Source organism: Legionella lytica, assembly GCF_023921225.1.
Classification (GTDB): Bacteria; Pseudomonadota; Gammaproteobacteria; order Legionellales; family Legionellaceae; genus Legionella; species Legionella lytica.
This window is the reverse complement of sequence record NZ_CP071527.1, coordinates 2538554-2561569: the sequence shown is the minus strand read 5'-3', so window position 1 is coordinate 2561569 and position 23016 is coordinate 2538554. Positions and strand designations below refer to the sequence as shown.

Genomic DNA, 23016 nt, shown 5'->3' with positions numbered 1-23016 from the left:
AGGGGCGATGTATTTTCTCTATCAAGCAGATTAAGACCAAAGATACTGCTTTAAATCCACACGCCCCCCCAACATCACAATACCCTCCATCTCAAGCAATCCTTTTTGATACTCATAGGCTCCGCTATGCTGCGGAAATGCGAGGTGCCCACTTGATTTGATGACACGATGCCAGGGGAGTTGGTGTTTTTGCGTACTTGAATGCAAAAGCCAACCCACCTGACGTGCTGAACGAGGATTTCCGGCATGGGCGGCAATTAATCCATACGTGGCAATTTTTCCCTCGGGAATCGCTTTGATAAGCCGAATAACTTCCTGAGTAAATTCAGTTCCCTCATTCTTATCTACAGTCACTAAGACTCCCTGCTAATTAGGGTGGATAGCTCGCGTAAGGCGATAAAAAATTGAGTATAGTCAACTTCTTGACTACTGAATAGCATTTCTAATAATTGCTCCCAGCGATTTTGTATAAAGGCATGGCCAGACAACCAGAAATCAATTAATTCATCAGCGTCTAGTTTCGGTTGCTCTTCTTTTAAAACGGCAATGGTAATACGACGCTGCAAGTTGTCCAAATCTTCGCGTAAGGAAACACGCGCTAGACTATTCCAATGTCCCTCACGAGAATCGGTTGCAATCTGATCACGGAACCAAACTAAATTAAATTTACTACCTACGGTAAAATACACTTCCGCAGTGCGTCCTAAATCAAAATTATTTTGGGTGGCTACTTCGACTACGTTTAATGCGGTATACATTGCTCGTGTGGCAGCAATTTTCTTCGCAGTTTCTTCTGCAATACCAATGCCGACAAATTGAGCAACCAGTTTATCTAAATAATCTTTAGTAATTCCTGCCATTAACGAGGGGATCATTAGTTCAAGTTTACTAATCGATTGCTTATAGTGCTCAATATTACCCGCCAGATCACCATGCAGCCGTCCATGATGCAAGAACCAACGGGATGATAAATTCATGAGTTGGCGTACATGATGCAGCAATTCATACTGAGTTTGTACGGATACCTTATAGTTCAACGAATCAATTAGCTCATGCAATTCTTCCAGACCATAAGCTTGGGCTGCTAAAGTGTAGGCACGAGCAATATTCGCGATTGACATACCGGTTTCTCTTTGCAAGCGAAACATAAATGTAATTCCAACGGTATTTACAATTTGATTGCTTAATTGAGTAGCAATAATTTCACGTCTTAAGCGATGTTTTTCCATCTGTTTCGCATAAAGCTTAGTGAGCAGTGATGGAAAGCCTGTTTCCATAGTAGCGAGAAAATAAGGATCCTCGGGTAAATCTGATTTTAATAATTCACCGGTGATGTATATTTTGGTATAAGCCATAAGAATCGACAGCTCTGGACGAGTTAGTCCTTGGCCTGATGCTTTGCGCTCTAAGAGTTTTTTATCATCAGGGAGAAACTCAACTGTTCTATCCAGATTTACTAATTTTTCTAGTTCCTTAATATAGGATTGGTATAGACCGCTATATAAAACGGTATTTGCGGCAGAAAAGCCGAGAACCAGGGCTTGATTATAATTATCTTCCAGTACCAATTGGGCAACTTCTTCCGTCATTTGCGCGAGTTCTTGATTGCGTTTTTCTTCAGTAAGATGTCCTTGGTTCATTTCCTTATTTAGCAAGATTTTTATATTCACTTCATGGTCGGAACAGTTTACACCAGCTGAATTATCAATCGAGTCTGTATTTATATGACCGCCATTTAGCGCATACTCCACGCGACCCAGTTGGGTAAATCCAAGATTTCCTCCTTCGCCTACGACTTTACAACGCAATTCACTGCCATTAATACGGCAAAATTCATTGGTTTTATCGCCAACATCCAAATTAGATTCAGTAGCTGCTTTAACATAAGTGCCAATACCTCCATTGAATAATAAATCAACGGGAGCTCTTAAGATGGCTTTAATCAGTTCATTCGGTGGTAATGAGTTTTGGCTGATATCAAGAGCCTGTTTTATTTCTGGTGAAAGCGGAATCGATTTGAGACTACGTCGGTACACACCGCCGCCGGTGGATATGAGTTCTTTGTTATAATCTTCCCAGGAAGAGGTTGGTAGATTGAAGAGTCGTACTCGTTCATCAAATGATTTATGTGCATCGGGATTTGGATCAAGGAATATATGACGATGATCAAAGGCTGCCAGGAGACGAGAGTTTCTGGAATAAGTAAGTCCATTACCAAATACGTCACCACTCATATCGCCAACACCAACTACAGTGAATTCTTGCTCTGCGAAGTTAATATCCAATTCACGAAAATGTCGTTTAATTGATTCCCAGGCTCCACGAGCGGTAATCCCCATTTTCTTATGATCATAACCTGCAGAACCGCCTGAGGCGAAAGCATCCCCCAACCAGAAATTAAATTCTTTAGAAATGCTATTAGCAATGTCGGAAAAGGTCGCGGTTCCCTTATCAGCGGCTACTACCAAATAAGGATCTGCCTCGTCATAACAAACGGTATTAGCAGGTGAGACAACTTTATCTTCAATAAGATTATCGGTTAGATCAAGAAGTCCATTGATAAATAATTTATAACAAGTAACCACTTCCTGTTTGATTTGTTCGCGGTCAGAAATGCTGTCTAATCGTTTTAAAATAAAACCACCTTTAGCTCCAGAAGGCACGATTACTGAGTTTTTTACTTTCTGTGCTTTCATCAGACCCAGAACTTCTGTGCGAAAATCTTCAGGACGCTCTGACCAACGGATTCCCCCACGCGATACTTTGGCGCTACGTAAATGTATACCTTCAAAACGAGGGGAATACACATAAATTTCATACATGGGCTGACCAGGTGGTAAGTCAGGAATTTTGGCTGAATCCAATTTAAAGGATAAATATTCTCTTAAGTGTCCATTGCCCGTTTGGAAATAATTGGTGCGTAGAGTGGCTTTAATTAAAGACCAGAAATAACGAATAATATAATCTTCATCTAAGCTACTAATTTCATCGATCCTGTTTTGAATTTCATGTTCTAACTGTTCCATGGCCTTTTTAGTTGAGGCATTTTGCTCCGGACTAAATTTCAAGGAAAATAGTTGAATGAGCATTTTGGCAATTGAGGCATGCGTATCAATAATCTTTTCAAGATATTGCTGACTGAAGCGAAATCCAACTTGATGCATGTATTTGGCGTAAGCACGAATGATGTTCAGTTCACGCCAAGACAATCCTGCACCCAAGACTAATTTATTAAAGCCGTCATCTTCACAAGCCCCACTGGTAATTTGCAGTAAGGCATCACTAAAAATTTCTTGCAGTTGCTCAATAGCCAAGGCACTACTGTGGGTTGAGGTAACATTAAAGTCACTAATCCAATATTGTTGTTCATTAAGAACAATCTTATAAGGGCGTTCAGTATAGGTACGCAACCCCATGTTTTCTAGCATCGGCAGGATATCTGATAATGGAATAGGACTACCAAAGCGATAAATTTTCACATGCAAGGGATATTCAGAAAGAGTCGATTCATAGAAATTAATAATCGTTGAACGTTGAACAGATAACTGATCAAGCAGGAACAGGTCGCTTGAAGCCTCTTCAACTGTGTGTTGTTCACAATAACTCATCGATAGGGCTTTAACGAATTTTTGGGCGCCAATATGTTTTTCTAGTTGCTGATTTAACTGTTCTTTCCATGAATGGTCCATTTTAGATCCTAAGATGAAAATGTTATTATTTAACTACAGTATAGGTGATGAAAAATTTCCGTCCATTTTTAATGCATGGCTAGTATTGGATTGAGTCTAAATATGAGTGTACAAGAAAGCCCTAGACACTCTCTAGAACTAAACTTACAATGATGAATGCGCCGTTATTTTTAATAAACATCAACAACTTAATTAATGATAAAAAAAACATTATTCTTAATCTCCATACTAATAGGATTATGGGGCTGTGGTAAGGGAGTAAAGCAGCAAGTCGTTGCACCAACGCAATTTCCCTCCAGTACAAAAGCTTATAAACCATTAGATAACTTACCTTGTCTGGCATGGTGGCAACAATTTCATGACGAGGAATTGAATCATTTGATTGAGTCTGGTTTGCGTTACAACATGGACATCCACATTGCTTTAGGGAATTTGCAGCAAGCGCGTGGAGAGTTACTGCAAGTCAAACTGAGCTGGATTCCCACAATTCAATTATTAGCAGGATATTCAACAAATCCTGCGCTGGGGGTTCCTGGTGGCTTTTATGGTATTTGGCCATACTATGTTTTAAACATGATGAAGCTGTATACGCAGGGAAAAGAGGCACGCTATAACGTAGAATTTCATCGTGCGGCAGTTGAGGGCGCTCGCTTGGCAGTTATCGGACAAATAGCGTCTGCCTATTTTACGCTCATGTCCCAACAAGAACAAATCAGACTCTTACACCAGTTAAATAAAGATCTTAAAACGTTAATTACGTTAAGTGAACATGACATTAAAATTGGTTTAGACAATGATATAGCATTAGCACAATTGCAATCTGATGAGCGTTTAATTGCCGCTCAAATTGAGCCTGCCTTACATAACATGGTGTATAGTGAAAATGCATTGCGTTTTTTAATTAATGAAAATCCAGGGCGAATAAAAAATAAAAACAATTTTGCCAAATTGGATTTTTCCCACGTTAAACCTGGTAGCCTTCCAGCTACGGTACTTAACAATCGTCCGGATATGCATATGGCCATCTATGCCTTAAAGGGAGCACGCGCTAGTGAGTGGGTTGCCTGGAGCGATTTCTTTCCTGCATTACAACTGGATGACTTGGTGGGAAGAATACATCTGCCAGGAGGCGTATCGGCCAACGTGACTGATGCTTACGCTGATTGGGATTTAATGCCAAGCTCTTTAGGAAAAGTAGCCAGGAGCAAGGGGGCCCAGCAGGCTAAATTAGCCGAGCTTTATAAAACAGCCAAACGAATTCTACGCGAGGTAGATACCGATTACTCAGCAAATAAACGCATGAATGAGCAATTTAATGCGTACATGCTCGCAGAAAGAGAATACCTACACAAATATAAATTACAACAGGGCTTGTTAAGAACAGGGTTAATTTCGTATAAAGAGTTATTACAAAGCAAAATTTATTTAGATAATCTGGCACTTAGAACAAATCAGGCGAAGTTAGAGTTAGCTATGTCATTGGTGGTTTTATATCAGGATTTAGCTGGAGGCTATGCGATAACTCCAAGTGCAGAAAAGTAAAAATAGTGTAGCCTGATTGCTTGCAACCGGGAGGCATGAGCGCAGCGAATTCCTTAAGTTTGCAGGCAGCAGACTCCAGTGGAAGTGAAAAAAGTTAAAAAGAAAGTAAATTATTTGAGAGGGATATGATTAATTTTACCAAGCTTAGTAGCCAATTTAAACAACGCCTTACGCGGGCGAAGCGCTGGGTTACTTTGCCAAATACTATTATTTTTATTGGCATTTTTACCACATTTGTTTACCTGTTTTCGTTTTTATTTCCCTTTACTGATAATGCCTTTGTGATGAATAACGTGCGCCCAGTCGCAGCCCTCACCAGTGGTTATATCACAGGGCTTTATGTGCAAAATGGTGATGTAGTTCAAAAAGGCCAAAAGCTTTTCACCGTATTTAAAAGACCTTATGCTTATGCACATGACCAATTTATTGCAGATTTAGCAAGTGGCGAGGCCAAATTGTCAGCCTTCAAAGCCACCTATGAACGTGATCTAAGACTTAGTCGCAATGAAGAGCGAAACTACATTAAACTGAAACAAGATGATGAAAAATACCGAAAAGGCTATCGCTTACGCTCGGTTTCCTTAATTACACTACAAAACTCTGAACAAGAAACCATGGCTGCTAAAAACCGCTGGGAAGCGTCATTAAAGCAACTAGACATTGATAAGTATCAAATTCAAGGCCAAGAAAGTGAAATACAATCCATTAGTGCTCGCTTACGAAATGCAAAAGTAAACCTGCACTTGACCGATGTGTATGCTCAAGGTAATGGCGTGGTACAAAATTTATTTTTTACGGTAGGTACCCCAGTAAACATCAATCAACCTTTATTTTCTTTAGTTGATACTGAGAATATTTATATTCAAGCAAACTTTAATGAAACGGATTTAGGTTCTGTACGTAAAGGTTCTAAGGTAGTGGTGTTTCCCAGAATGTATTTAGGACGAAAAGTGTTTCATGGGATCATTGAATCAGATTATTGGTCTGCTAATCGTCAGTTAGTTGATGTACGAACTCAATTGCAAAATGTTACTAATGAAAACCAATGGATTTTACTGCCTCAGCGTTTACCAGTGATTATTCGTATCACCGATCCTGATCCAAAATATCCACTTCGTCTTGGCAGCAGCGCTTATGTTTACATCAGGGTTTAAACAATGGCTTGAGGAGTATGATCCTTATGGTGCACAAAGGGTCATTCTCCCTAAAGCGCTTTTTCTTGCTACAGTAGCGACTTATGTTTATTGGATATTTCAGCCATCTAATTTTCAAAGTTACATCATTCCTTTTTTGGTGATTGCTTTTTATGAAGCTCCAGTATTGGATTCTTATCCTGAAAAAGACCGCTTATTAGTTTTTATCACCATCGCACTCATATTAATTAGTGTGTCTTTTTATCTGGTTTATCCCTTTAAAGGGACTTTTTTCTTTTTCTCTGTATTGGTATTGGCTCTTACCTACTATGCAATACTCAAGTATTTTTATGCACTGAAGAATTTGACCATGCTGCTCTTGGTTAATGGGACAGTGGTTTTGAGTACCCAGCCGTTAGGGAGTATTCAAGTCGCTTATACCTTTGTTTCTTCAACCTTATTGGCGATGCTTACAGCCTTTATTTGTCTTAAAATTTATCCAACTGATTATTTGTGGATTTGGAATAAGGCAGTGCAAAAGTTTATTCATTGTTTGCAAGAGGGGATTGATTACGCCATCAGAAAGGAAAAGAAAAGTTCGGCACAAGAGATACAGCACTTAGGTATGGCCCGAAATTACCGCAAGTTAATCCCGATCAAATACCGAAGGCAGGCTTATCGTATTGCGGTTAATTTGCGTAATATTCAACATTGTTTGGATAATTTGTATTATGAGGACAAGAATGTGGCATTTTGGCATGATATTCAGGCAAATTTTGAATTGCTTCGGTTGAATATGGATACCTATGCTCCTTGCGGCTTGCCACGAATGACTACTGTGGCAGAAACACAGTTACAACATTATATTTGCCGTTGTTTAAAACAAGTTTTTATTCACTGGGATAAATTATGTTATCTACAGCACAAATGAGAAGACGACTTGATTATGCTCGTTTTACTCATTTAGCGGGCATGTTCATGATTGCCATGTTCATTTATTTATTTTCAACTGTTCCACATAAATTTTGGGTTTTGCTCACAGTTTTAGTCGTGAGTGCAGGGATTGAACCTGGGTTAATTGCGAGACGAGCCGTACATCGTATTGGTGGAACCTTTATTGCACTCGCCATTTTACTGCCGTTAATCTATTTAATGCAGTTAAATTACCGATTTATTTCCGTAGTGTTTATTCTGGCCCTTATTGGCTTATCGATTTCCACTTTAAATCCGCGGCGTTACGATATTAGTGTGTTGTTTACGACGATCATGATTTTTTTATTATTAGCTCAAACGTCGGAGAGTAGTTCGCCAGAAGGCCCCTTTGATATGGTAGTTAACCGCGCGATTTGCACCTTAATTGGCATTGCAATTATCTTGGTCGGCGATTATTTTTTATTTCAAGGCTACCATTATTCGCAAAAGCTTTATTTATTTCATCAACGACTGGTTTACAATTTTTTTAGAGACAGCATACAGGAGGTTATTAATACAAAACCAGAAGAGATAAATACCTTTATTTTTGTTGAAAAACTACGGGCTGATGTAATTAAAAATTGCTCCCCGATTGCGATAAGTTCTGAAAATTTATTGCTAGAGAAAAAACTTAGTACACGTACCAAAAAGCAAATAGATGAATTTCAAGATGCGCTCTGGGACATGCGTCGATTAATTTTTGCTTTAACTATCTCAAAATTTGTTTTGCATACTGATGCGACAACGGAGAAGCATTTGCAACGTTTTCAAGAATTGCTGCAGAAAGCCAAAGATAATTTCATATAAAACAATTAGTCGTCATGGAGAATGCTTTTTTGCTGGTTAAAAAATGTACTTATTGTGAACTATAATCATTCTTAGACGGTAATACATTCCACTCCTTAATGGGATATTGTTTTATTAGAGGTTCATTATGCCTAAGCCAATGATAGTTCCTGAATTACTAAGAAATGGTGATAAGGATGCTTTAAATAAGCTATCGGAATCAATTGGTCAAGCCTTTGAAATTGGTCGTAAAAAACGGTTTGGGATAGCACACACTAAAAACATAGCTATATATAATGAGCATGTAAATAGCATTAAAACGAACATTCAGGATTTATTAAATTTGCATGATGCGCTCAAAACTTCGGGGGTAGAGAATCCACAAGAAATTATTGAGCAAAAGGTTAAAGCCATAAAAGAATCGATGCAAATTTTAAATAAGACCACCAAAGATCCGGCAAAAAAGCAATATTTGTTGGAGAAAATGGACCATGTATTGAATGCACTGAATTATGCACAAAGTGAAGTCGTACGCTCCCCATTAAGAGATCAGTATGCGGCAGTGAAGCAGCAAACGGAGTCTGATTATAGAAAAGGAAAAAATGGTTATTATGATACTTATGTGAAAGAACACTGGCCAAGTTATAGCGCAAATTATGGAAAAAAACTTCAAGCGGAGGTTGCCGCAGTACATAAAAAAGAGTTCGATGCTGCGCTCGATAACAAAGTTCAAGAGACTATAACTGCGGGTGGTTTGCGATTAGAACGAGCGTTTGAGGAGAAATATTTAGAGAGCTTTACACGAACTAAAGAATACGAACTTAAAGCACAGGGAAAATCTTTTAAAACGCTAACTGCGGAAGAAGGGAAGGCAATCCAAGAAGAATTTAATGCTAAGTTTAAGGACTGGGTAAAAGACCAAGTGCTTGCGCAAGGTTTTAAGGAAAGTTTTCAAGGAACACCAGTAAAAATCATAGAGCAAAAATTTAAAGCAGATTTTGATAAAACATTCCAAAAGCAATACTTAGATTACTGCGCAGCTCGGATTAAACATCATGGAAATGAAATTAAAGTGAAACTTGATGATCCCCAAGATCCTAAGTTACAAGTGGGACATATAAGAGATGTGGTAAAAGAGATACTTAATGCATGCTCTGGAAAAAGTGGGAAAGACAAGGTAGCGGTGAATACCTGTGAAGGTATTTTTATCCATCTTGATAAACTCGAAGCGAAAATAAACAAATTAACTAAAGAGGGTATGTCACCTGCAGAGGCCTCCGACGCCACATTAGGCATCAATATGATACCCCAAGCATTTGCCATGCTATTGAATAATTGCGAGAGTTCGAAAGCTAAAGAGATAATGGCTCGTGAATTTCCTGCAATTTACCAGCAAATACAAGCAATTAATCTAGACATCCAGAAAGCCAATATGAAATGTGACACGGCTGCTTTAGGACGAATGCAAGGTGAAATGTCTGGAAAAAAACAACTTGAAGAAGACGTTATGTTACGTGATGAATTGGCTGGTAAGCCTATCGTTGTTGATCCTGTCGCAGTATCGAGCGCGAAAGCGGAAAATTTTTCTAAAATGAAAACGCAACTTCAGGCTCAAAAAAATGATTCGGATCCCGATGATAGTGATGAAGAGCGTATTAAAGCTCATTTGTAATGATATTTTAGTAATTTAAGGAGCACTATGTTTACTGATACACAGTTAGGTTTATATGAAACATCAAAAGATTTTATTTTTACTCGATTAATAAATCTAGTGAATCGGTCTCATGAAGGGGGAGCTGCTTCAATTAAAGCATTTTTTTTCCAATTGAAAGTGACTCTGGAATACAATAAAACATATACTAATTATATAGGAGAAATATTATATCCATCCCATGAAAACATAAAACTCTTTTTTTCAGGACTTAATGATTTATTGCATGGCAATGCTCCTGAGTCTAAGTTGGTCACCTCAATTACCGATCCTCGTTTTTTTCCTGCAGAAAATAACAATAATGAGCATAAAAAAGCGCTATTAACAGAATTTTGCAAAAAACTAAAACAAGATATCAGCGAATGGTACGCTGAAGAGATGAAAAAAACAGAATTAAAAGATTCAGACATTACTGATTTGCACTCAAAATACCACCATGAGTTTATCAACTCTTTAGCAAGCACAAGTAGTAAAGCGAGTCTGGCTTGATTTAATGAATTCGCTACACCCATGGTTTCTAATGTAGCCTGGATGCGGTGTATAGCGAAATCCGGTGATCCATGAACGCGGCGAATTCTTCCATTTTTTCAAGAAAGTTAGATTGCTCCGATTACGCCATACCCTCAATTTGGCGAAAAACGTCTTACATCATAGGTCAGTAATTTAAAATAATCGTAAGACATATAAAACTCACCATTATCGCCATAACCGCTTCCCCACGAGTTACGTAATGTTAACAACCCTGTGTGTTTCTTACCGTAATTATCAATTGCAACTGCATTGTCATCATAACCGGTAATAATTAGTCCATGAGAGGCTTGTATATTTGATACGCCGCGTAAGATGTCTGATGTGAGTAACCACGTATCATTTTTTGTTTTATAATTTCCAACAGCACCTACAGTACCAAGGTCAAGGCATGGCAGCATGACTGAAAAAACGGATCTGTCTCCTGCGCGAAGTGCTTCTTTTACTTCATTTAAAGTCCAGGTTGAGCTGAGCCTCCAATAGATATTAGACCAATTCACGAGTTTACCGAAGATTAACTCATTCATGGTGCCGTATTGCTGAGGCTCTATAAAAGACTCAGGTGTTTCATCCGAATAAGTAGGGTATTCAGTCAGACCACCGCAGCCGTGCTTTTTTTGGTTCTCTTTATTAACAATTCCGTATTGTTCAATCTGCTTTATTACGTCAATAGGAAAATTGCCATTCCAACCACTCCATACAAACCATCCATGTTGTTCCAGGTAATTGCCTAGTTGTAAAAGACATAGTTGGCTAATGTAATCTCCGCGGCCAATTACTGCATCAAGTGCTCCTGTCATGGCAAAGGTGATGCATGTTCCATGTGTGCCTTGGTCCAGAACAGGAACATTATTCATGGCTAATTGCACCACCGTCGGAGTTTCTGCGTCGAGCAACGAATGTAGGGACTGGGGATGATCTGTGGTGATTTCTTTAACACGCTTCTCCAGTAGTTTTTTAGCTTCATCGGAGAGCTCGATTTTAAGTAATTGAATGACTTTTGGTTTATTAGGTTTACTGTAGTTTAACGAGGAATTTGTAGTTGTTTGTATTGAATGACTCATAGCGCCAACAACATGAACATCTCCAGAAATGGCGGCTTTACTGATCAATAAAGTTAAAATAGCCACGTGCACTAAGAGTGTTGTAATCCTCGTTAATTTCATAATAATCGACACTTTGAAACATTGTTAGACGCATATTATTTTCTTTTATCAATTAATTTGCAAGTGAGGATAGTTTTCGTCTATATATCCCTTTACCATCCAATAGAACAAGTGATCCTTCTCCGAAAAACCGTACACCAACATTATACAACTAATCCAAAGTCATTAGGTGTCTGAAATCCTAAAGTTGAATGGATGCGTTGATGTAAAACACTTCAATGTAATCGAATAGAGCTAATTGTGCGTCTTTCCTTGTTTTATATTTGACTCCATAAACCATTTCGTCATGGCTTGGTATGTTGCAATGACGAAATTTGATAGCGTCTTATGATGCCACTGCTATCCAAGTATAAATAATAATGTACAGTACATAAATTGTTAGACTAATAACTCCGATTGTTAAAGAAACGGAGGCTCGTTTTTTTTCATCCTGATATTTAAGTTCGAGACCAATAGAAGCAAGAATAGAAATGATAATTACCAAAAACGTTATCATTTGGATAGCATCTGCAAGACCGTAACTGGTACTTGGTGGTAATCTTGGGTCAATTATGTATTTATTTCCGATAAAGGCAACAACTGAGCCTATGAATACGGTTGCACGAGCGGCAAAGGGTAATGAGCTCATCATATATAGCAAATGCGCTAAAATTCCGGCCATAAAGAAACCAATAAAATAACTTATATACAGTTTCCATCCATTACGCTTCACTTCAATAATAAAGCTAAGCCTGGCATAGGAACTGCTATCAATAGAATCATTACCGAAGTTGGTTGCGTAATGATTAATGGATTTTGTGAGCGTCATGCCGATGATATTCCAGCCTGGCATAGTAAATTCTGAATGGAGCTTGGATTCTTTGGCATCAGGCTCAGAAACAACCTTATTAATATCTGAAAAATCTTCCATTTTGATTGTTAAAAATTGTCGGCCAAACGGAAAATATTTACTCTCCCACGGTTGGTGCATTTTGGCATAGTAATGCACGGACTTGTAATACTCATTACCTACTTTACCTGTTGCTCCCGCTTTATAGGTGTAATCACGAGCATTTACAATTTCAATACTTTTGGTCGGATTATAATTTTTATCTGTAGTTCGCCACCAGGCATAATAACTAATGCTGAATGTGCCATTTGCTGGGTCAACATCATATATGCTAACAGGATAAACCCCAAAGGTAACAATATCAGGACTTGCAGCCCATGCAGGAAAAATAAACCATGAAATCAATGCGATAAGAAAAACTTTTTTCATCTCTGAAATCCTTTTGAGACTAACTCCATTTTATTGTGAGCGGTTGGTTATAAAGCCCATAAATTAAATACTATCACATAACCGAGGTATGTCTAATTTAAGCACTCATTTGTTATAAGTTTGCTGATCTAAAGTTGAAACGTGTATTCCTACTCTTGAGTTCTGGGGTTTTTATATTAGACTTTGGTTATGTGTCGTTATTTTAGGCGCATTGTTTTTTGTTGGGATTTACTTAGCCCTTAATGGTATTTGTAGCTTCTGCACAGTGCATTGAGGAAATTAATAACGAACATGGAGTGTTTTTATGAAAACAATTAGCAAAGAAGATCTGAGTAAAATAACTCCAGACCAAGCTATTGATTTACTTAAAAAGGGAAATGAGCGGTTTATGAGTAATTTGCGATATAATCGCAATCTTCTACAGCAAGTCAATGAAACCGCTGAAGAGCAATTTCCTTTTGCCTCAATTTTAAGCTGTATTGATTCCCGAACACCTGCCGAATTCATCTTTGACCAAGGTCTTGGTGATATTTTTAGTATTCGCATTGCAGGCAATATTGTGAATGACGATATTATTGGAAGCCTGGAGTTTGCATGCAAAATTGCTGGATCTAAATTAATTGTGGTACTCGGCCATACCAATTGTGGTGCAATAAAAGGGGCTTGTGATGAGGCTCAATTAGGATATTTAACACAGCTCCTAGATAAAATTACTCCCGCAATCGAGCAAGAAACTTCATTTAAAGAAAATCGATGTGGCGCTAATTCCGCATACGTTACGAAAGTGACTAAAATTAATGTAGATAACAGTATAAAAATGATCTTGGAGAAAAGCAGTATCCTTCGAGAGTTAATCAGCAAAAAAAGAATTAAAATCGTCGGTGGTCTATATGATATTGCTTCAGGCCAAGTTACGTTTTTTGATGAGTAAAATATCCAATGCTTTCAATTTAAAAAGCGCTAGTTTTAATACAGTGCTGCCCTAAATAATTCTCTCATCTCCATAAAAACCTCGATTTGCCGCGGCTTGTCCACGGCATCGAGAGTTCTCATTAAACTCTCTGTTCTAGAGCTGAAATATTCAAAGGTGGGAGCTTATCATTTGCACATCGCTACATCGTTGTAAGGTATTTTTAGGGGATTTTAAAGTTTTTTTTTGAAAAAAATAACCCAATATGATCAATAACTGGGGTATTGTTTGTTACATTCAAATATCATTGTGTTTTGCATTGTTCTGAATACCGCGCAAAAAGCGCGGTACGTAGGATTGGTGATTGATGTATCATCTGTGAGGTAGTAATTAAGATTTCGGAACAGAACGTCCTTCTTCAAAGAAGGTTACTTGGCCTGTTTTAATATCATGCATCCCCGCGACAATTCCTACTTTGTTATTTTCCACTAAGGCCTTGAGAATAGGGCTTCGTTCTTGGATCTCTTTTACCATATTTAATGCATTCGTTTTTGCAATCGCATCAACTAATTTATAATCCGAACAATTCTTGCTGTCCTCGGCTTTCATACTCATTTGAACTGCTGGTTGAATTTTGTCTAGAACATCAGTTAAATGTCCCAGTTTTACTCCATTACATGCACCAGCAACTGCACCACAAGACGTATGAGCCAATACGACAATTAGACGTGCGCCCGCAGCTTTAGTTGCAAACTCCATACTCCCTAAAATATCGTCATTGACTATATTTCCTGCTACACGCAAGGTAAATAAATCTGCCAAACCTTGATCAAAAAGAAACTCTGGAACACTACGTGAATCCATGCAATTTAACACCACAGCAAAAGGATATTGACCATAAGAGGATTGATATGCTTGTTTTAAATAGTCTCTGGCAACAAGCTTATTATTTAAGAAACGTTGATTACCTTCTTTTAAACGAAGCAATGCTTGTTTAGGTGACATATCTTGCTGTTTCGCTTGGGTCATAGTCTTCCCAAGAAGTGGTATCTCCACCTCAGCATTTGCAAAACCATTAAGAGAATAGATAACGCCACAAGCTAAAAAAATTGATTTTAATAAATGTTTCACCAAAAGCTCCTTCTTTTTTGTTATTATTTTTTTATTCATCATAGGCATATGTAGGCTGGGCTGTAAAGCCCTGCATTAGCACTTAATTCTAATTCTTCTTTGCATTGAAATTAATGGGGGCTAGAAAGTATAAGAGATAAATCGAACTTATTTTGAAAAAAATTACGAGGAAATAAAAAATATGAAAAACAAGATATGGTACCTAGGGTGGGACTCGAACCCACACGGTGTCACCACCACCGGATTTTGAATCCGGCGCGTCTACCAATTCCGCCACCCAGGCACTGTGGCGGTCATTATAACAAAGAAATAGATTCTCACAATGGGTTTTAGTATATAATTCTAAAAAATATTAGATAAATTAAGGCATAGGATGAAAAGCAATTATTTAGTTGCGGGGCTAGCACTTATTCTGTGGAGCTCTATTGGGGGCGCGATGACTTGCCCTGATCCGGAAACAAGTTCGTTGCAGTGGGGAGAGCCGCCCGCTCCTTGGGTTGTTAATCCTTATTCGCAGCATCCACCCCAAGGAGAAGAGGGGACTCGTTTTGTGCGGGCGAATATTTTAGTGGCTCAGTATGGTCAAGGTGTCGTTTGTACCTATAGAAACTCTCTTGGTGACTATTCAATTTGGTTGCAGGCGCTTACCAAGATTCCCGCTTGGGGGGATTATAGTTGGATTAGAACTTTAGGTGGATATGTCTGTACGCAAGGCGTTGATGAATGTCATTTTTATATTGCGGAGTTTTAAAGGCATACATTAAAATAAGCAATTAGGTTTATTTTTGATCATATTTCTCATATAATGGTCCCAACTAAAATTTTTTTAGAGCGACTATAAAAAGTTCTAAAAGGCTATTTGGGAGTTTTGTTTATGCTGTCTACCCCTGATGAAACGCGTTTATTGATTCAACGCACTAATCAGTTAGCCGCAGGCAAAGATGAACAACTTGCCAATTCAGGGATGGAGCAATTTTTAACTACAGCAGAGATTGATGCTCTGGGGCCGCTTTTATATCCTTGTTCCGGTTCAGATGTAGTACATCCAATATTACTTTTTCCCAAAGTTAATGAATTTATTTTAATTGATGAACACCCTTTATTTTCTGCAAATGAAGAACAAAATTTCACCGACTTATCGCAGTTAGAAAAAATCCCCAACTTGTCCCAAGGAATGGGCTTTTGGGGATATGGCTATGATTATACCGATATATTACAAACCTTTAATCGCCTAGATGTATCTTTTAATTCTGATCGCTTTCAAAACAGGATAGGGGCTTTATTATTAGTTCGTCTAAGAACCTTGTGTGGTATGGAATTGTTGCAAATTTGCAAACTGGATGATGGCGTTTATAAAATTGTCGGACTTTGTGAGGGAATGCTCAAAACGATCTATTATGTGCAACATCAGCTGGGCCACGAATCTAATGCTTATCAATGGTTGTTAGCACAAAACATTCAATTTCAAACTGTGTTCATTAAAGCTTTTTCAGTTTCTATTAATGATCAGGTGATCCAACCCCGTATTTTTCAACAAATTAAAGCACTTTATCCGCATAACCTATCGCAATTAGCGGTTGTGACAGAGGCTGATGGTGTTTATGGATTTAATCGCACCTTGCCTCATTTACTTAATTCAGACCATCCCTATTTTAGTGCGCAAACTAATTTTGCCTATGGCTACTCAAATAAATTAGTAATTACCAATGGTTTGGGACTTTATTTGGATTATCCAGAGCATTTACTGGTCGCGCAACAACTGCAAAATGAATATATCGCGGAACAACAGAATGCGCAGCTTATTGAAAAACAACGAGTTGAAACAGAGTTACAGCATTTTTTACAGTTGGATAAGTATAAAAGGTTTGATTGGTTGATGCTGGAAGATATGCTGCGGCCTGTTGATAGTACCCTGAAGGTTAATCTCCTTGATAGTAAAATGCTTCGCTCTCAATTGACGGATAAGGCGATTGCGGAGGTCTTGGAGGTTGCCAGGGAAAAGTGTTTACATGCATTGCAATTGACTTTAGGGTCTGCGAATACAAGCTTGAAATCTCAAGAGTTAGTTACTCGTTTTATTAAACGGCTTGATGCGCCAGAAGGAGAGGGAGTTCGCTCTTTATTTATTAAGGCATCTATGGATGAGGTTAATTTTAAGAGTTCCTTTGCGATCGCTGCTGCAGAGGCACTAAAGGTGCATGGAAAAAATTTAGTGGAAATTAGTGTGCAGGTAAACGATCGAGCTGCTTTGGCTTTTGTTGATACCTTCCAGTTTTTGCAACAGGAAGGGAAATTGGCAAACAGCATAATTGAGCCAATTGTCAGTTGGCGAGAAGAGACACATCAAGCTGTTGCCGCTTTTCTCCTCCAAAACATACACCAAGATTTGCTGTGGCCTGTTTCATTTTGAAGTGTAATGACTGTTTAATTACCAATTGGGTTAGATATGCAGTAAACGCCTATTACCCTTATGGCCACACTCCCCAACCAGACCTTTCCTTATGTGAAAAAATACTTAATTGCTTGGGGCACGTTGCAGCAGGACGATGCTATTTACGGGTTTGTCCTGGCGAATAGGCTCGAATTACTTCATTATTTTCTTCTACCTCGTCTATTTTTTTATGTGGATAAAAAGCATGCCGATTCATGGTAGGAGAATAGGGAGATCTTTGCCGCAGCAAATGGGTAACTGAAGTGAGTGTTTCCAGATTTTTGCGGACTTTAGGAGATGTGGGAGGGGATGGTTGTGTAGATAACCAGCCATTTGATGAATTATAAAGTGGTTGGTTGCTGAGTTTACTTTTAATGATTACTATGCAATCTGCATAGGTTTCGTTATGAGTTTTGGCATAGTGCGTACTGTGAATTTTTGCCGCTCTGTGGGCAATATCATCATTATAGGATTCAAGACATACACTGAGTGGCACTTTAGCAAAATTCGGATGGCCTTTAAATAATTTTTGTAAACTGCCATCCATAAGAAATGCTGGATAGTGTTTTTGCCCTCCAAATCCTAGGTTGACATCACCGCTGTAATGAACTTCTGTGATCTGGGGGTAAAGAGCGACAATGCTGCTTTGGATCATGGTTAATTCATTGAGTATGGTGTCTTTAATTTCATTTTCATTGGTAGGCAAATTGCCTATTTTCTTGGTTTCAGAAATGTTTTGTTTTTTCGTCAATATTTTAAAGGCAACCCGTGCTGCAAAATTGTCATGATAGCAACTGATAAGCAGCTGGTTGTTCGTATTGACCCCATAATAGATAAAAAAGTTAGACATAGTTAAAAAAATAATTTATTCAGTAATTTATGGTACAGATTGTAATATAAAAGAGGAGAGGTACCAACACCTTAGGTACTCGTGTATGTAATGACGCATAGTAGCCTGGTTGTTTGCAACCGGATTTTTCTTAAACCGTATTATGATAAAGCTTAATTTTATCCCTTCTAGGGTATATATTTATAATTATCCGATGTAAGGTATAAATTAATCCTTTATCCTTACCACATATGGAGCAAACCTATACTGGTGATGTGGAGCATTGGCATACGATACAACGTAGACATTTTTTAGATACAGCGAAAGCTGTAAACTATTCTCAAGAAAAGGCGGAGTCGATATTTTAATATGGGGGTAGCCCGTATTAGACAAAGTCGTAATACGGGTAGGGTAATGGATTAGATTCTATCTTCGGTAATGTCGATCATCATTTGTAATGATTTTTTTGCATTATCGATAACCCATTGTTGATCATTTAGGGGCAGGCGGTTACGGGTGCCAGTAAATTCATTTACTACATCTCCTGCGTTTACCTCATTGTACGACATAGTTTTTCCTTGTCTTAGCAAATCGACTAAGGCAACTAAATGCGGTGGGTCATTGCGGGACATGGTCGCACAGCCGCAACCAATTCCTTTTTCATCATCGGCTTTTGGTGCTTCGGCTAAATTGACCACTTCAATCCCCAAGCCTTTACAATGTTGTTTTAGATTTTCCACCATGTGGTTTTCAGTACCAATAGCATAGCGTTTGGTGTTGGCACGATCATTTACTACATAGTCCCAAATAAATGCAGTGGAACCTGAGTGTTGGGCTACGCGAATTACGGAGTTGCGGCACTCGGGATGTACAATGGTGGTGTAGGATTTGCTGTGCCAATACTCACACATTTCTGGTTGGTAGTGAGTATGTACAGCACATTGGCTAGCAAACAGAATTAATTCTGAATCATCAAATTGCTTTAAGGTTTTATTGTCTTGCGCGGCCAATGAATACTGTGCTCCTGCCGTGCCACCAGGCCAGTAGGCTAGGTTTTTGATACCAAGCCAATAGGCAACGTTTTCACCCATGTGCTGATCGGGAATAAAGAGTATTTTCTTATTTTGCTTTTGTGCCCATTGGAATATTTTTTTCACGTTGGAGCTAGTACATACTGCCCCACCTTGAGCCCCGGTCATTGCTTTAACACGTCCGGACGTATTCATGTAGCAAACAGGCAAAATATTTTCTGCACCATAGCGTTCATTTAAATCAAGAAATGCGGGTTCAACCATAAAATCTTTGGCGAGCATTTCCATGGTGCAGCCTGATTTTGGATTGGTAATATAAACCTGTTGGTGGTTGTTGGCGAGAATACTGATTGATTCCGCCATGAAGTGTACGGCTGATTCAATGATCACCGATTTTTCTGGGCGTTCGGCAGCCATTAAGGCGAGTTGATACGAATCGCCGATAACTCCGCCAAATTGTTCTACTAAGCGAACAATATCACCACCCATGTAATAGTGCGCGAGTAATAGCAATTTATCACCAAAATGATCTTGGGCTTTTTTCATGTAGGGAGTCATCCACTCCAGTACCGTGGTTAGTTTACGGTCAGGAAGTGCCTGATATTCTTCAGCATAGGGAATAAATTCTTCCTGGTACCAATCTATAGGGTAATCACTTTGGCAAATACTCATGTCATTGCTGATACGCATTAAGGTGGTTTCAGGAGTATAAACAGTTGAATTCTTAAACATCTTTATTTTGCCTCTATCGATTCTTTCTATTATTCCGCAATATCCATCAATCCCATTTTAGCAATGCTTTCTTGTGCCTGAGTTTTTTTATCTGGATAATCTTCTCGGTAATGGCCGCCACGTGACTCTCGGCGGGATAAGGCTGCGCGAACAATTAATTCGGCATTGAGAATAATATTTCTTAGTTCAATAAAATCTCGGGTAATGCAATGCTTCCAGTAATATTCTTCGATTACTTTCTTACGATCCTTTATTAATTGTAGTACATCTTGCAGCCCTGCTTCAGTACGTACTATGCCAGCATAGGAGGTCATTTCGCCACGTAAACCGCGCCATTGAGCGTTGATTTGACTCGCGCGTCGGGTATTAACTTCACCAGGCGAGCTCCAATTTGGGATGTGGGCAGTATATTTCCATGGAGAGGAAATATCTTTTAGTGTGCACCGGGCAGCATTAGAGCCCATAACCAAGGCTTCTAATAAGGAATTACTTGCTAAGCGATTGGCTCCATGCAAGCCGGTAAAGGCTACTTCACCAATAGCATATAATCGTTTTAAATCAGTTCGTCCATCAATATCTGTAAGTACACCACCACATTGATAATGTGCTGCAGGTACCACGGGGATCATGTCCTGACTCATATCAATGCCAATAGACTTTAGTGTGGTATAAATCTGGGGAAAACGTTTTTCCAGGAAACTTTTCGGTTGATGAGTAATATCCAAATAAACATAACCGCTTTGGCTGCGTTCAATTTCACTAAAAATAGCCCGAGCTACTACATCACGAGTAGCTAGCTCCATTTGCTGTGGTGCATAGTCTTGCATAAAGCGCGCACCAGTTTCAGCATTTTTAAGAATAGCTCCTTCGCCACGCACCGCTTCAGAAATCAAAAAGTTATTCAATGAGTGGTGGTGTAAAAGGGTAGGGTGGAATTGATAAAACTCCATATTCCCAACCCGAGCTCCGGCGCGATATGCCATGGCCACACCATCACCGGTTGCGACCATGGGGTTCGTTGTGTATCGATAGGTTTTACCCGCACCACCAGTAGCTAAGATGACGCTATTAGCTAAAAAGGTATGAATAAGATTATTGTTACAATCTAAAATGTACGCGCCAAGCACTTCACCCTGAGTATCCGTCCGGTGCGGATGATACTGAGTAATTAGGTTTACTGCGACATGATACTCAAAGAAGTGAATTTGTTCATGTTGACGTGTTAATTGATTCATCGTTTGGGTAATTGATAAACCCGTTTGATCACCGCAATTGAATATACGTCGATGAGAATGTCCGCCTTCTTGAGCAAGGTTAAACTCGCCATTCGCATCTTTTTTAAAATGCACAGAGTATTGATTCAATTGTTTAATTGTTTCCGGTCCCTGGCGAATAATAAACTCTACTGCTGGTGGGTAACATAAACCATCACCAGCCATTAAGGTATCCTCAACATGAGACTCTAACGAGTCTTCTGCTGAAAAAGCTGCGGCAATTCCTCCCTGCGCATAGCGGCTGTTACATTCTGTTGCTTCTGCTTTACTAATCAGCGCAATCTTTACACGTGGTTGCATGCTGAGTAATTGCAGGCAGTATTGTAACCCCGCTAATCCTGTACCGATAACAAGAACATCGAATTCAAACGTTTGCCCTTGTTGCGATAAAGTTCCTGTCATGAAAAGGCCTTAACAAGTTGTGCTGCCAAACCAGTATAATTTTCAGGTGTTAGCTTCGCCAGTTGCTCTTTAGCTGTTTCGGGTATTGATAAGGTTTGAATAAATTGCTGCAAACTGTCTCCATCAATTCCCTGGCCGCGAGTTAATGCTTTTAATTGCTCGTAGGCATCTGGAACATTATAGCGGCGCATCATGGTTTGAATCGCTTCTGCCAAGACTTCCCAGTTTGTTTTTAAGTCATCCTGCAGTGCGCGTTTATTAATTTGTAGCTTATCGTTACCTTTAACGACCGAAAGGTAGGCAATTAAACTGTAAGAAAATGCCGTACCAATATTACGTAGAACAGTAGAGTCCGACAAATCACGCTGTAATCTGGATTGGGTTAGCTTGTTCGCAAAGTGCATGAATAACGCATTCCCCAAACCTAAGTTTCCTTCAGCATTTTCAAAGTCAATTGGATTCACCTTATGAGGCATGGTTGACGAGCCAACTTCTTCAGCTACAGTTTTTTGTTTAAAGTACCCCAGGGAAATATAACTCCATATGTCTTGGGTGTAATCTAAGAGGATGTTATTAATGCGCACCATAATTTGTGATACCTCAGCTAAACCATCATGGGGTTCAATCTGGGTGGTATAGGCATTGAAAGATAGGCCTAATGAGGTCACAAAATTAGAGCAATGTTTGCGCCAATCTACTTCTGGATAGGCAACGATATGTGCATTATAGTTACCCACCGCACCATTGAATTTTGCAGGGATTAACACTTCAGCTAATTGTTGCTGTGGTCTTTTCAGACGAGCTACAAAATTCACTAACTCTTTACCCATTGTTGTTGGTGTTGCGGGTTGGCCATGTGTTCTTGCCAACATGGGAATGTCGCCATGTTGTTTGCCCAGTAACGTAATGCCCCCCATTATTTCTGCCAGGGTAGGTTGGATCACTTGCGCGATTGCCTGTTTTACCATTAAGGCATAAGCCAAGTTGTTGATGTCTTCGGAGGTGCTGGCAAAATGGATAAACGCCGTTACGTTTTTCAAATGCTCATTACTCAGGAATTTCTCTTTGAGGTAATATTCAACAGCCTTCACATCATGGTTTGTTTGACGTTCAAAGTCTTTGACTTTTTGTGCTTCGGCTTCATCAAAATTAGCAATGATTTGATTGAGGTAATCCTTAGTTTCTGGATGCAACCTGGGTACTTCAGGAATCGAGTCATTGGCTGCTAAAGATTCAAACCAGCGAATTTCAACCATTAATCGATAATAGATTAAGGCAAACTCGCTAAAATAGGGACTCAAAGCCCGGGTTTTGTTGAGGTAGCGGCCGTCTATAGGGGAGATGGCGTTTAAAGGAGTTAGAGTCATAAGTAGCTTGCCCCTGATAAGAAAGCACATATGATATTAGATGCGAGGCAAGATGTGAATTCTAGAGGCTCAAATTATCTATAATAAAATGTTTTCGTGTTTAAAAATTGCACATAAAGATTAT

At 39.0% G+C, this 23016-nt stretch carries 19 protein-coding genes and 1 tRNA gene; 9 read left to right on the top strand and 11 right to left on the bottom strand.

The window, feature by feature from the left end; all coding sequences use genetic code 11:
- Positions 1 to 30: 30 nt before the first annotated feature.
- Positions 31 to 354, bottom strand: a complete 324-nt coding sequence (locus tag J2N86_RS11285; RefSeq protein ID WP_252579568.1) for an MGMT family protein — start codon at positions 352 to 354, stop codon at positions 31 to 33.
- Complete coding sequence (locus tag J2N86_RS11280; protein WP_252579567.1) at positions 354 to 3689, bottom strand: NAD-glutamate dehydrogenase; 3336 nt, start codon at positions 3687 to 3689, stop codon at positions 354 to 356. Before J2N86_RS11280 ends, J2N86_RS11285 begins: the two co-directional genes overlap by 1 nt.
- 195 nt (positions 3690 to 3884) lie before the next feature.
- Between J2N86_RS11280 and J2N86_RS11275 the strand changes: the two genes are divergently transcribed.
- From J2N86_RS11275 to J2N86_RS11250, 6 genes are all read left to right on the top strand, one after another.
- Positions 3885 to 5231: a TolC family protein gene (locus J2N86_RS11275; RefSeq protein WP_252579566.1), complete on the top strand. Its 1347-nt coding sequence runs from the start codon at positions 3885 to 3887 to the stop codon at positions 5229 to 5231.
- A 125-nt stretch (positions 5232 to 5356) separates the two neighbouring features.
- Positions 5357 to 6385: an HlyD family secretion protein gene (locus J2N86_RS11270; protein WP_252579565.1), complete on the top strand. Its 1029-nt coding sequence runs from the start codon at positions 5357 to 5359 to the stop codon at positions 6383 to 6385.
- Entirely contained in the window at positions 6366 to 7295 is a 930-nt protein-coding gene (locus J2N86_RS11265; RefSeq protein WP_252579564.1) for a hypothetical protein, read from the top strand. The genes J2N86_RS11270 and J2N86_RS11265 overlap by 20 nt, the downstream gene beginning before the upstream one ends.
- Complete coding sequence (locus tag J2N86_RS11260) at positions 7274 to 8143, top strand: FUSC family protein (protein WP_252579563.1); 870 nt, start codon at positions 7274 to 7276, stop codon at positions 8141 to 8143. Before J2N86_RS11265 ends, J2N86_RS11260 begins: the two co-directional genes overlap by 22 nt.
- 127 nt (positions 8144 to 8270) lie before the next feature.
- Positions 8271 to 9794, top strand: a complete 1524-nt coding sequence (locus J2N86_RS11255; RefSeq protein ID WP_252579562.1) for a hypothetical protein — start codon at positions 8271 to 8273, stop codon at positions 9792 to 9794.
- Positions 9795 to 9821: 27 nt separating this feature from the next.
- Positions 9822 to 10322, top strand: a complete 501-nt coding sequence (locus J2N86_RS11250; RefSeq protein ID WP_252579561.1) for a hypothetical protein — start codon at positions 9822 to 9824, stop codon at positions 10320 to 10322.
- A gap of 134 nt (positions 10323 to 10456) precedes the next feature.
- Here the strand turns inward: J2N86_RS11250 and J2N86_RS11245 are convergent, their stop codons facing one another.
- From J2N86_RS11245 to J2N86_RS11240, 3 genes are all read right to left on the bottom strand, one after another.
- Entirely contained in the window at positions 10457 to 11527 is a 1071-nt protein-coding gene (locus tag J2N86_RS11245) for a C1 family peptidase (RefSeq protein ID WP_252579560.1), read from the bottom strand.
- A 181-nt stretch (positions 11528 to 11708) separates the two neighbouring features.
- Positions 11709 to 11807, bottom strand: coding sequence for an IS3 family transposase (locus tag J2N86_RS16235; RefSeq protein WP_407658956.1), 99 nt, complete (start codon positions 11805 to 11807; stop codon positions 11709 to 11711).
- Positions 11808 to 11852: 45 nt separating this feature from the next.
- Positions 11853 to 12785, bottom strand: a complete 933-nt coding sequence (locus J2N86_RS11240; protein WP_252579559.1) for a ligand-gated ion channel — start codon at positions 12783 to 12785, stop codon at positions 11853 to 11855.
- Between the two features lie 304 nt (positions 12786 to 13089).
- Here J2N86_RS11240 and J2N86_RS11235 point away from each other — a divergent pair, with 304 nt between their 5' ends.
- Positions 13090 to 13716, top strand: coding sequence for a carbonic anhydrase family protein (locus J2N86_RS11235; RefSeq protein WP_252579558.1), 627 nt, complete (start codon positions 13090 to 13092; stop codon positions 13714 to 13716).
- Between the two features lie 369 nt (positions 13717 to 14085).
- Here J2N86_RS11235 and J2N86_RS11230 read toward each other — a convergent pair whose 3' ends face one another.
- Positions 14086 to 14829, bottom strand: a complete 744-nt coding sequence (locus J2N86_RS11230) for a carbonic anhydrase family protein (RefSeq protein WP_252579557.1) — start codon at positions 14827 to 14829, stop codon at positions 14086 to 14088.
- 193 nt (positions 14830 to 15022) lie between these two features.
- A tRNA-Leu gene (locus tag J2N86_RS11225) sits at positions 15023 to 15109 on the bottom strand.
- 90 nt (positions 15110 to 15199) lie between these two features.
- Between J2N86_RS11225 and J2N86_RS11220 the strand changes: the two genes are divergently transcribed.
- Together J2N86_RS11220 and J2N86_RS11215 are read left to right on the top strand one after the other, a co-directional pair.
- A complete protein-coding gene (locus J2N86_RS11220; RefSeq protein ID WP_252579556.1) occupies positions 15200 to 15577 on the top strand; it encodes a DUF3757 domain-containing protein in 378 nt (125 codons plus the stop codon).
- A 123-nt stretch (positions 15578 to 15700) separates the two neighbouring features.
- Positions 15701 to 17236, top strand: a complete 1536-nt coding sequence (locus tag J2N86_RS11215; RefSeq protein WP_252579555.1) for a hypothetical protein — start codon at positions 15701 to 15703, stop codon at positions 17234 to 17236.
- A gap of 139 nt (positions 17237 to 17375) precedes the next feature.
- Here J2N86_RS11215 and J2N86_RS11210 read toward each other — a convergent pair whose 3' ends face one another.
- From J2N86_RS11210 to purB, 4 genes are all read right to left on the bottom strand, one after another.
- Entirely contained in the window at positions 17376 to 18107 is a 732-nt protein-coding gene (locus J2N86_RS11210; protein WP_252579554.1) for a hypothetical protein, read from the bottom strand.
- Positions 18108 to 18505: 398 nt separating this feature from the next.
- Positions 18506 to 19849 carry a quinolinate synthase NadA gene (nadA, locus tag J2N86_RS11205; RefSeq protein ID WP_252579553.1) on the bottom strand — a complete coding sequence of 448 codons (1344 nt, stop codon included), beginning with the start codon at positions 19847 to 19849 and terminating at the stop codon, positions 18506 to 18508.
- A 29-nt stretch (positions 19850 to 19878) separates the two neighbouring features.
- Entirely contained in the window at positions 19879 to 21525 is a 1647-nt protein-coding gene (gene nadB, locus J2N86_RS11200) for an L-aspartate oxidase (RefSeq protein WP_252579552.1), read from the bottom strand.
- A complete protein-coding gene (gene purB, locus J2N86_RS11195) occupies positions 21522 to 22892 on the bottom strand; it encodes an adenylosuccinate lyase (RefSeq protein WP_252579551.1) in 1371 nt (456 codons plus the stop codon). Before purB ends, nadB begins: the two co-directional genes overlap by 4 nt.
- Positions 22893 to 23016: the final 124 nt, after the last annotated feature.

Bases quoted from the DNA above. Each gene is read 5' to 3' on its own strand.
- J2N86_RS11280 (WP_252579567.1), bottom strand. From the start codon at position 3,689: ATGGACCATTCATGGAAAGAACAGTTAAATCAGCAACTAGAAAAACAT.
- J2N86_RS11275 (WP_252579566.1), top strand. From the start codon at position 3,885: ATGATAAAAAAAACATTATTCTTAATCTCCATACTAATAGGATTATGG.
- J2N86_RS11270 (WP_252579565.1), top strand. From the start codon at position 5,357: ATGATTAATTTTACCAAGCTTAGTAGCCAATTTAAACAACGCCTTACG.
- J2N86_RS11265 (WP_252579564.1), top strand. From the start codon at position 6,366: ATGTTTACATCAGGGTTTAAACAATGGCTTGAGGAGTATGATCCTTAT.
- J2N86_RS11260 (WP_252579563.1), top strand. From the start codon at position 7,274: ATGTTATCTACAGCACAAATGAGAAGACGACTTGATTATGCTCGTTTT.
- J2N86_RS11255 (WP_252579562.1), top strand. From the start codon at position 8,271: ATGCCTAAGCCAATGATAGTTCCTGAATTACTAAGAAATGGTGATAAG.
- J2N86_RS11250 (WP_252579561.1), top strand. From the start codon at position 9,822: ATGTTTACTGATACACAGTTAGGTTTATATGAAACATCAAAAGATTTT.
- J2N86_RS11245 (WP_252579560.1), bottom strand. From the start codon at position 11,527: ATGAAATTAACGAGGATTACAACACTCTTAGTGCACGTGGCTATTTTA.
- J2N86_RS16235 (WP_407658956.1), bottom strand. From the start codon at position 11,807: ATGGTTTATGGAGTCAAATATAAAACAAGGAAAGACGCACAATTAGCT.
- J2N86_RS11240 (WP_252579559.1), bottom strand. From the start codon at position 12,785: ATGAAAAAAGTTTTTCTTATCGCATTGATTTCATGGTTTATTTTTCCT.
- J2N86_RS11235 (WP_252579558.1), top strand. From the start codon at position 13,090: ATGAAAACAATTAGCAAAGAAGATCTGAGTAAAATAACTCCAGACCAA.
- J2N86_RS11220 (WP_252579556.1), top strand. From the start codon at position 15,200: ATGAAAAGCAATTATTTAGTTGCGGGGCTAGCACTTATTCTGTGGAGC.
- J2N86_RS11215 (WP_252579555.1), top strand. From the start codon at position 15,701: ATGCTGTCTACCCCTGATGAAACGCGTTTATTGATTCAACGCACTAAT.
- J2N86_RS11210 (WP_252579554.1), bottom strand. From the start codon at position 18,107: ATGTCTAACTTTTTTATCTATTATGGGGTCAATACGAACAACCAGCTG.
- nadA (WP_252579553.1), bottom strand. From the start codon at position 19,849: ATGTTTAAGAATTCAACTGTTTATACTCCTGAAACCACCTTAATGCGT.
- nadB (WP_252579552.1), bottom strand. From the start codon at position 21,525: ATGACAGGAACTTTATCGCAACAAGGGCAAACGTTTGAATTCGATGTT.
- purB (WP_252579551.1), bottom strand. From the start codon at position 22,892: ATGACTCTAACTCCTTTAAACGCCATCTCCCCTATAGACGGCCGCTAC.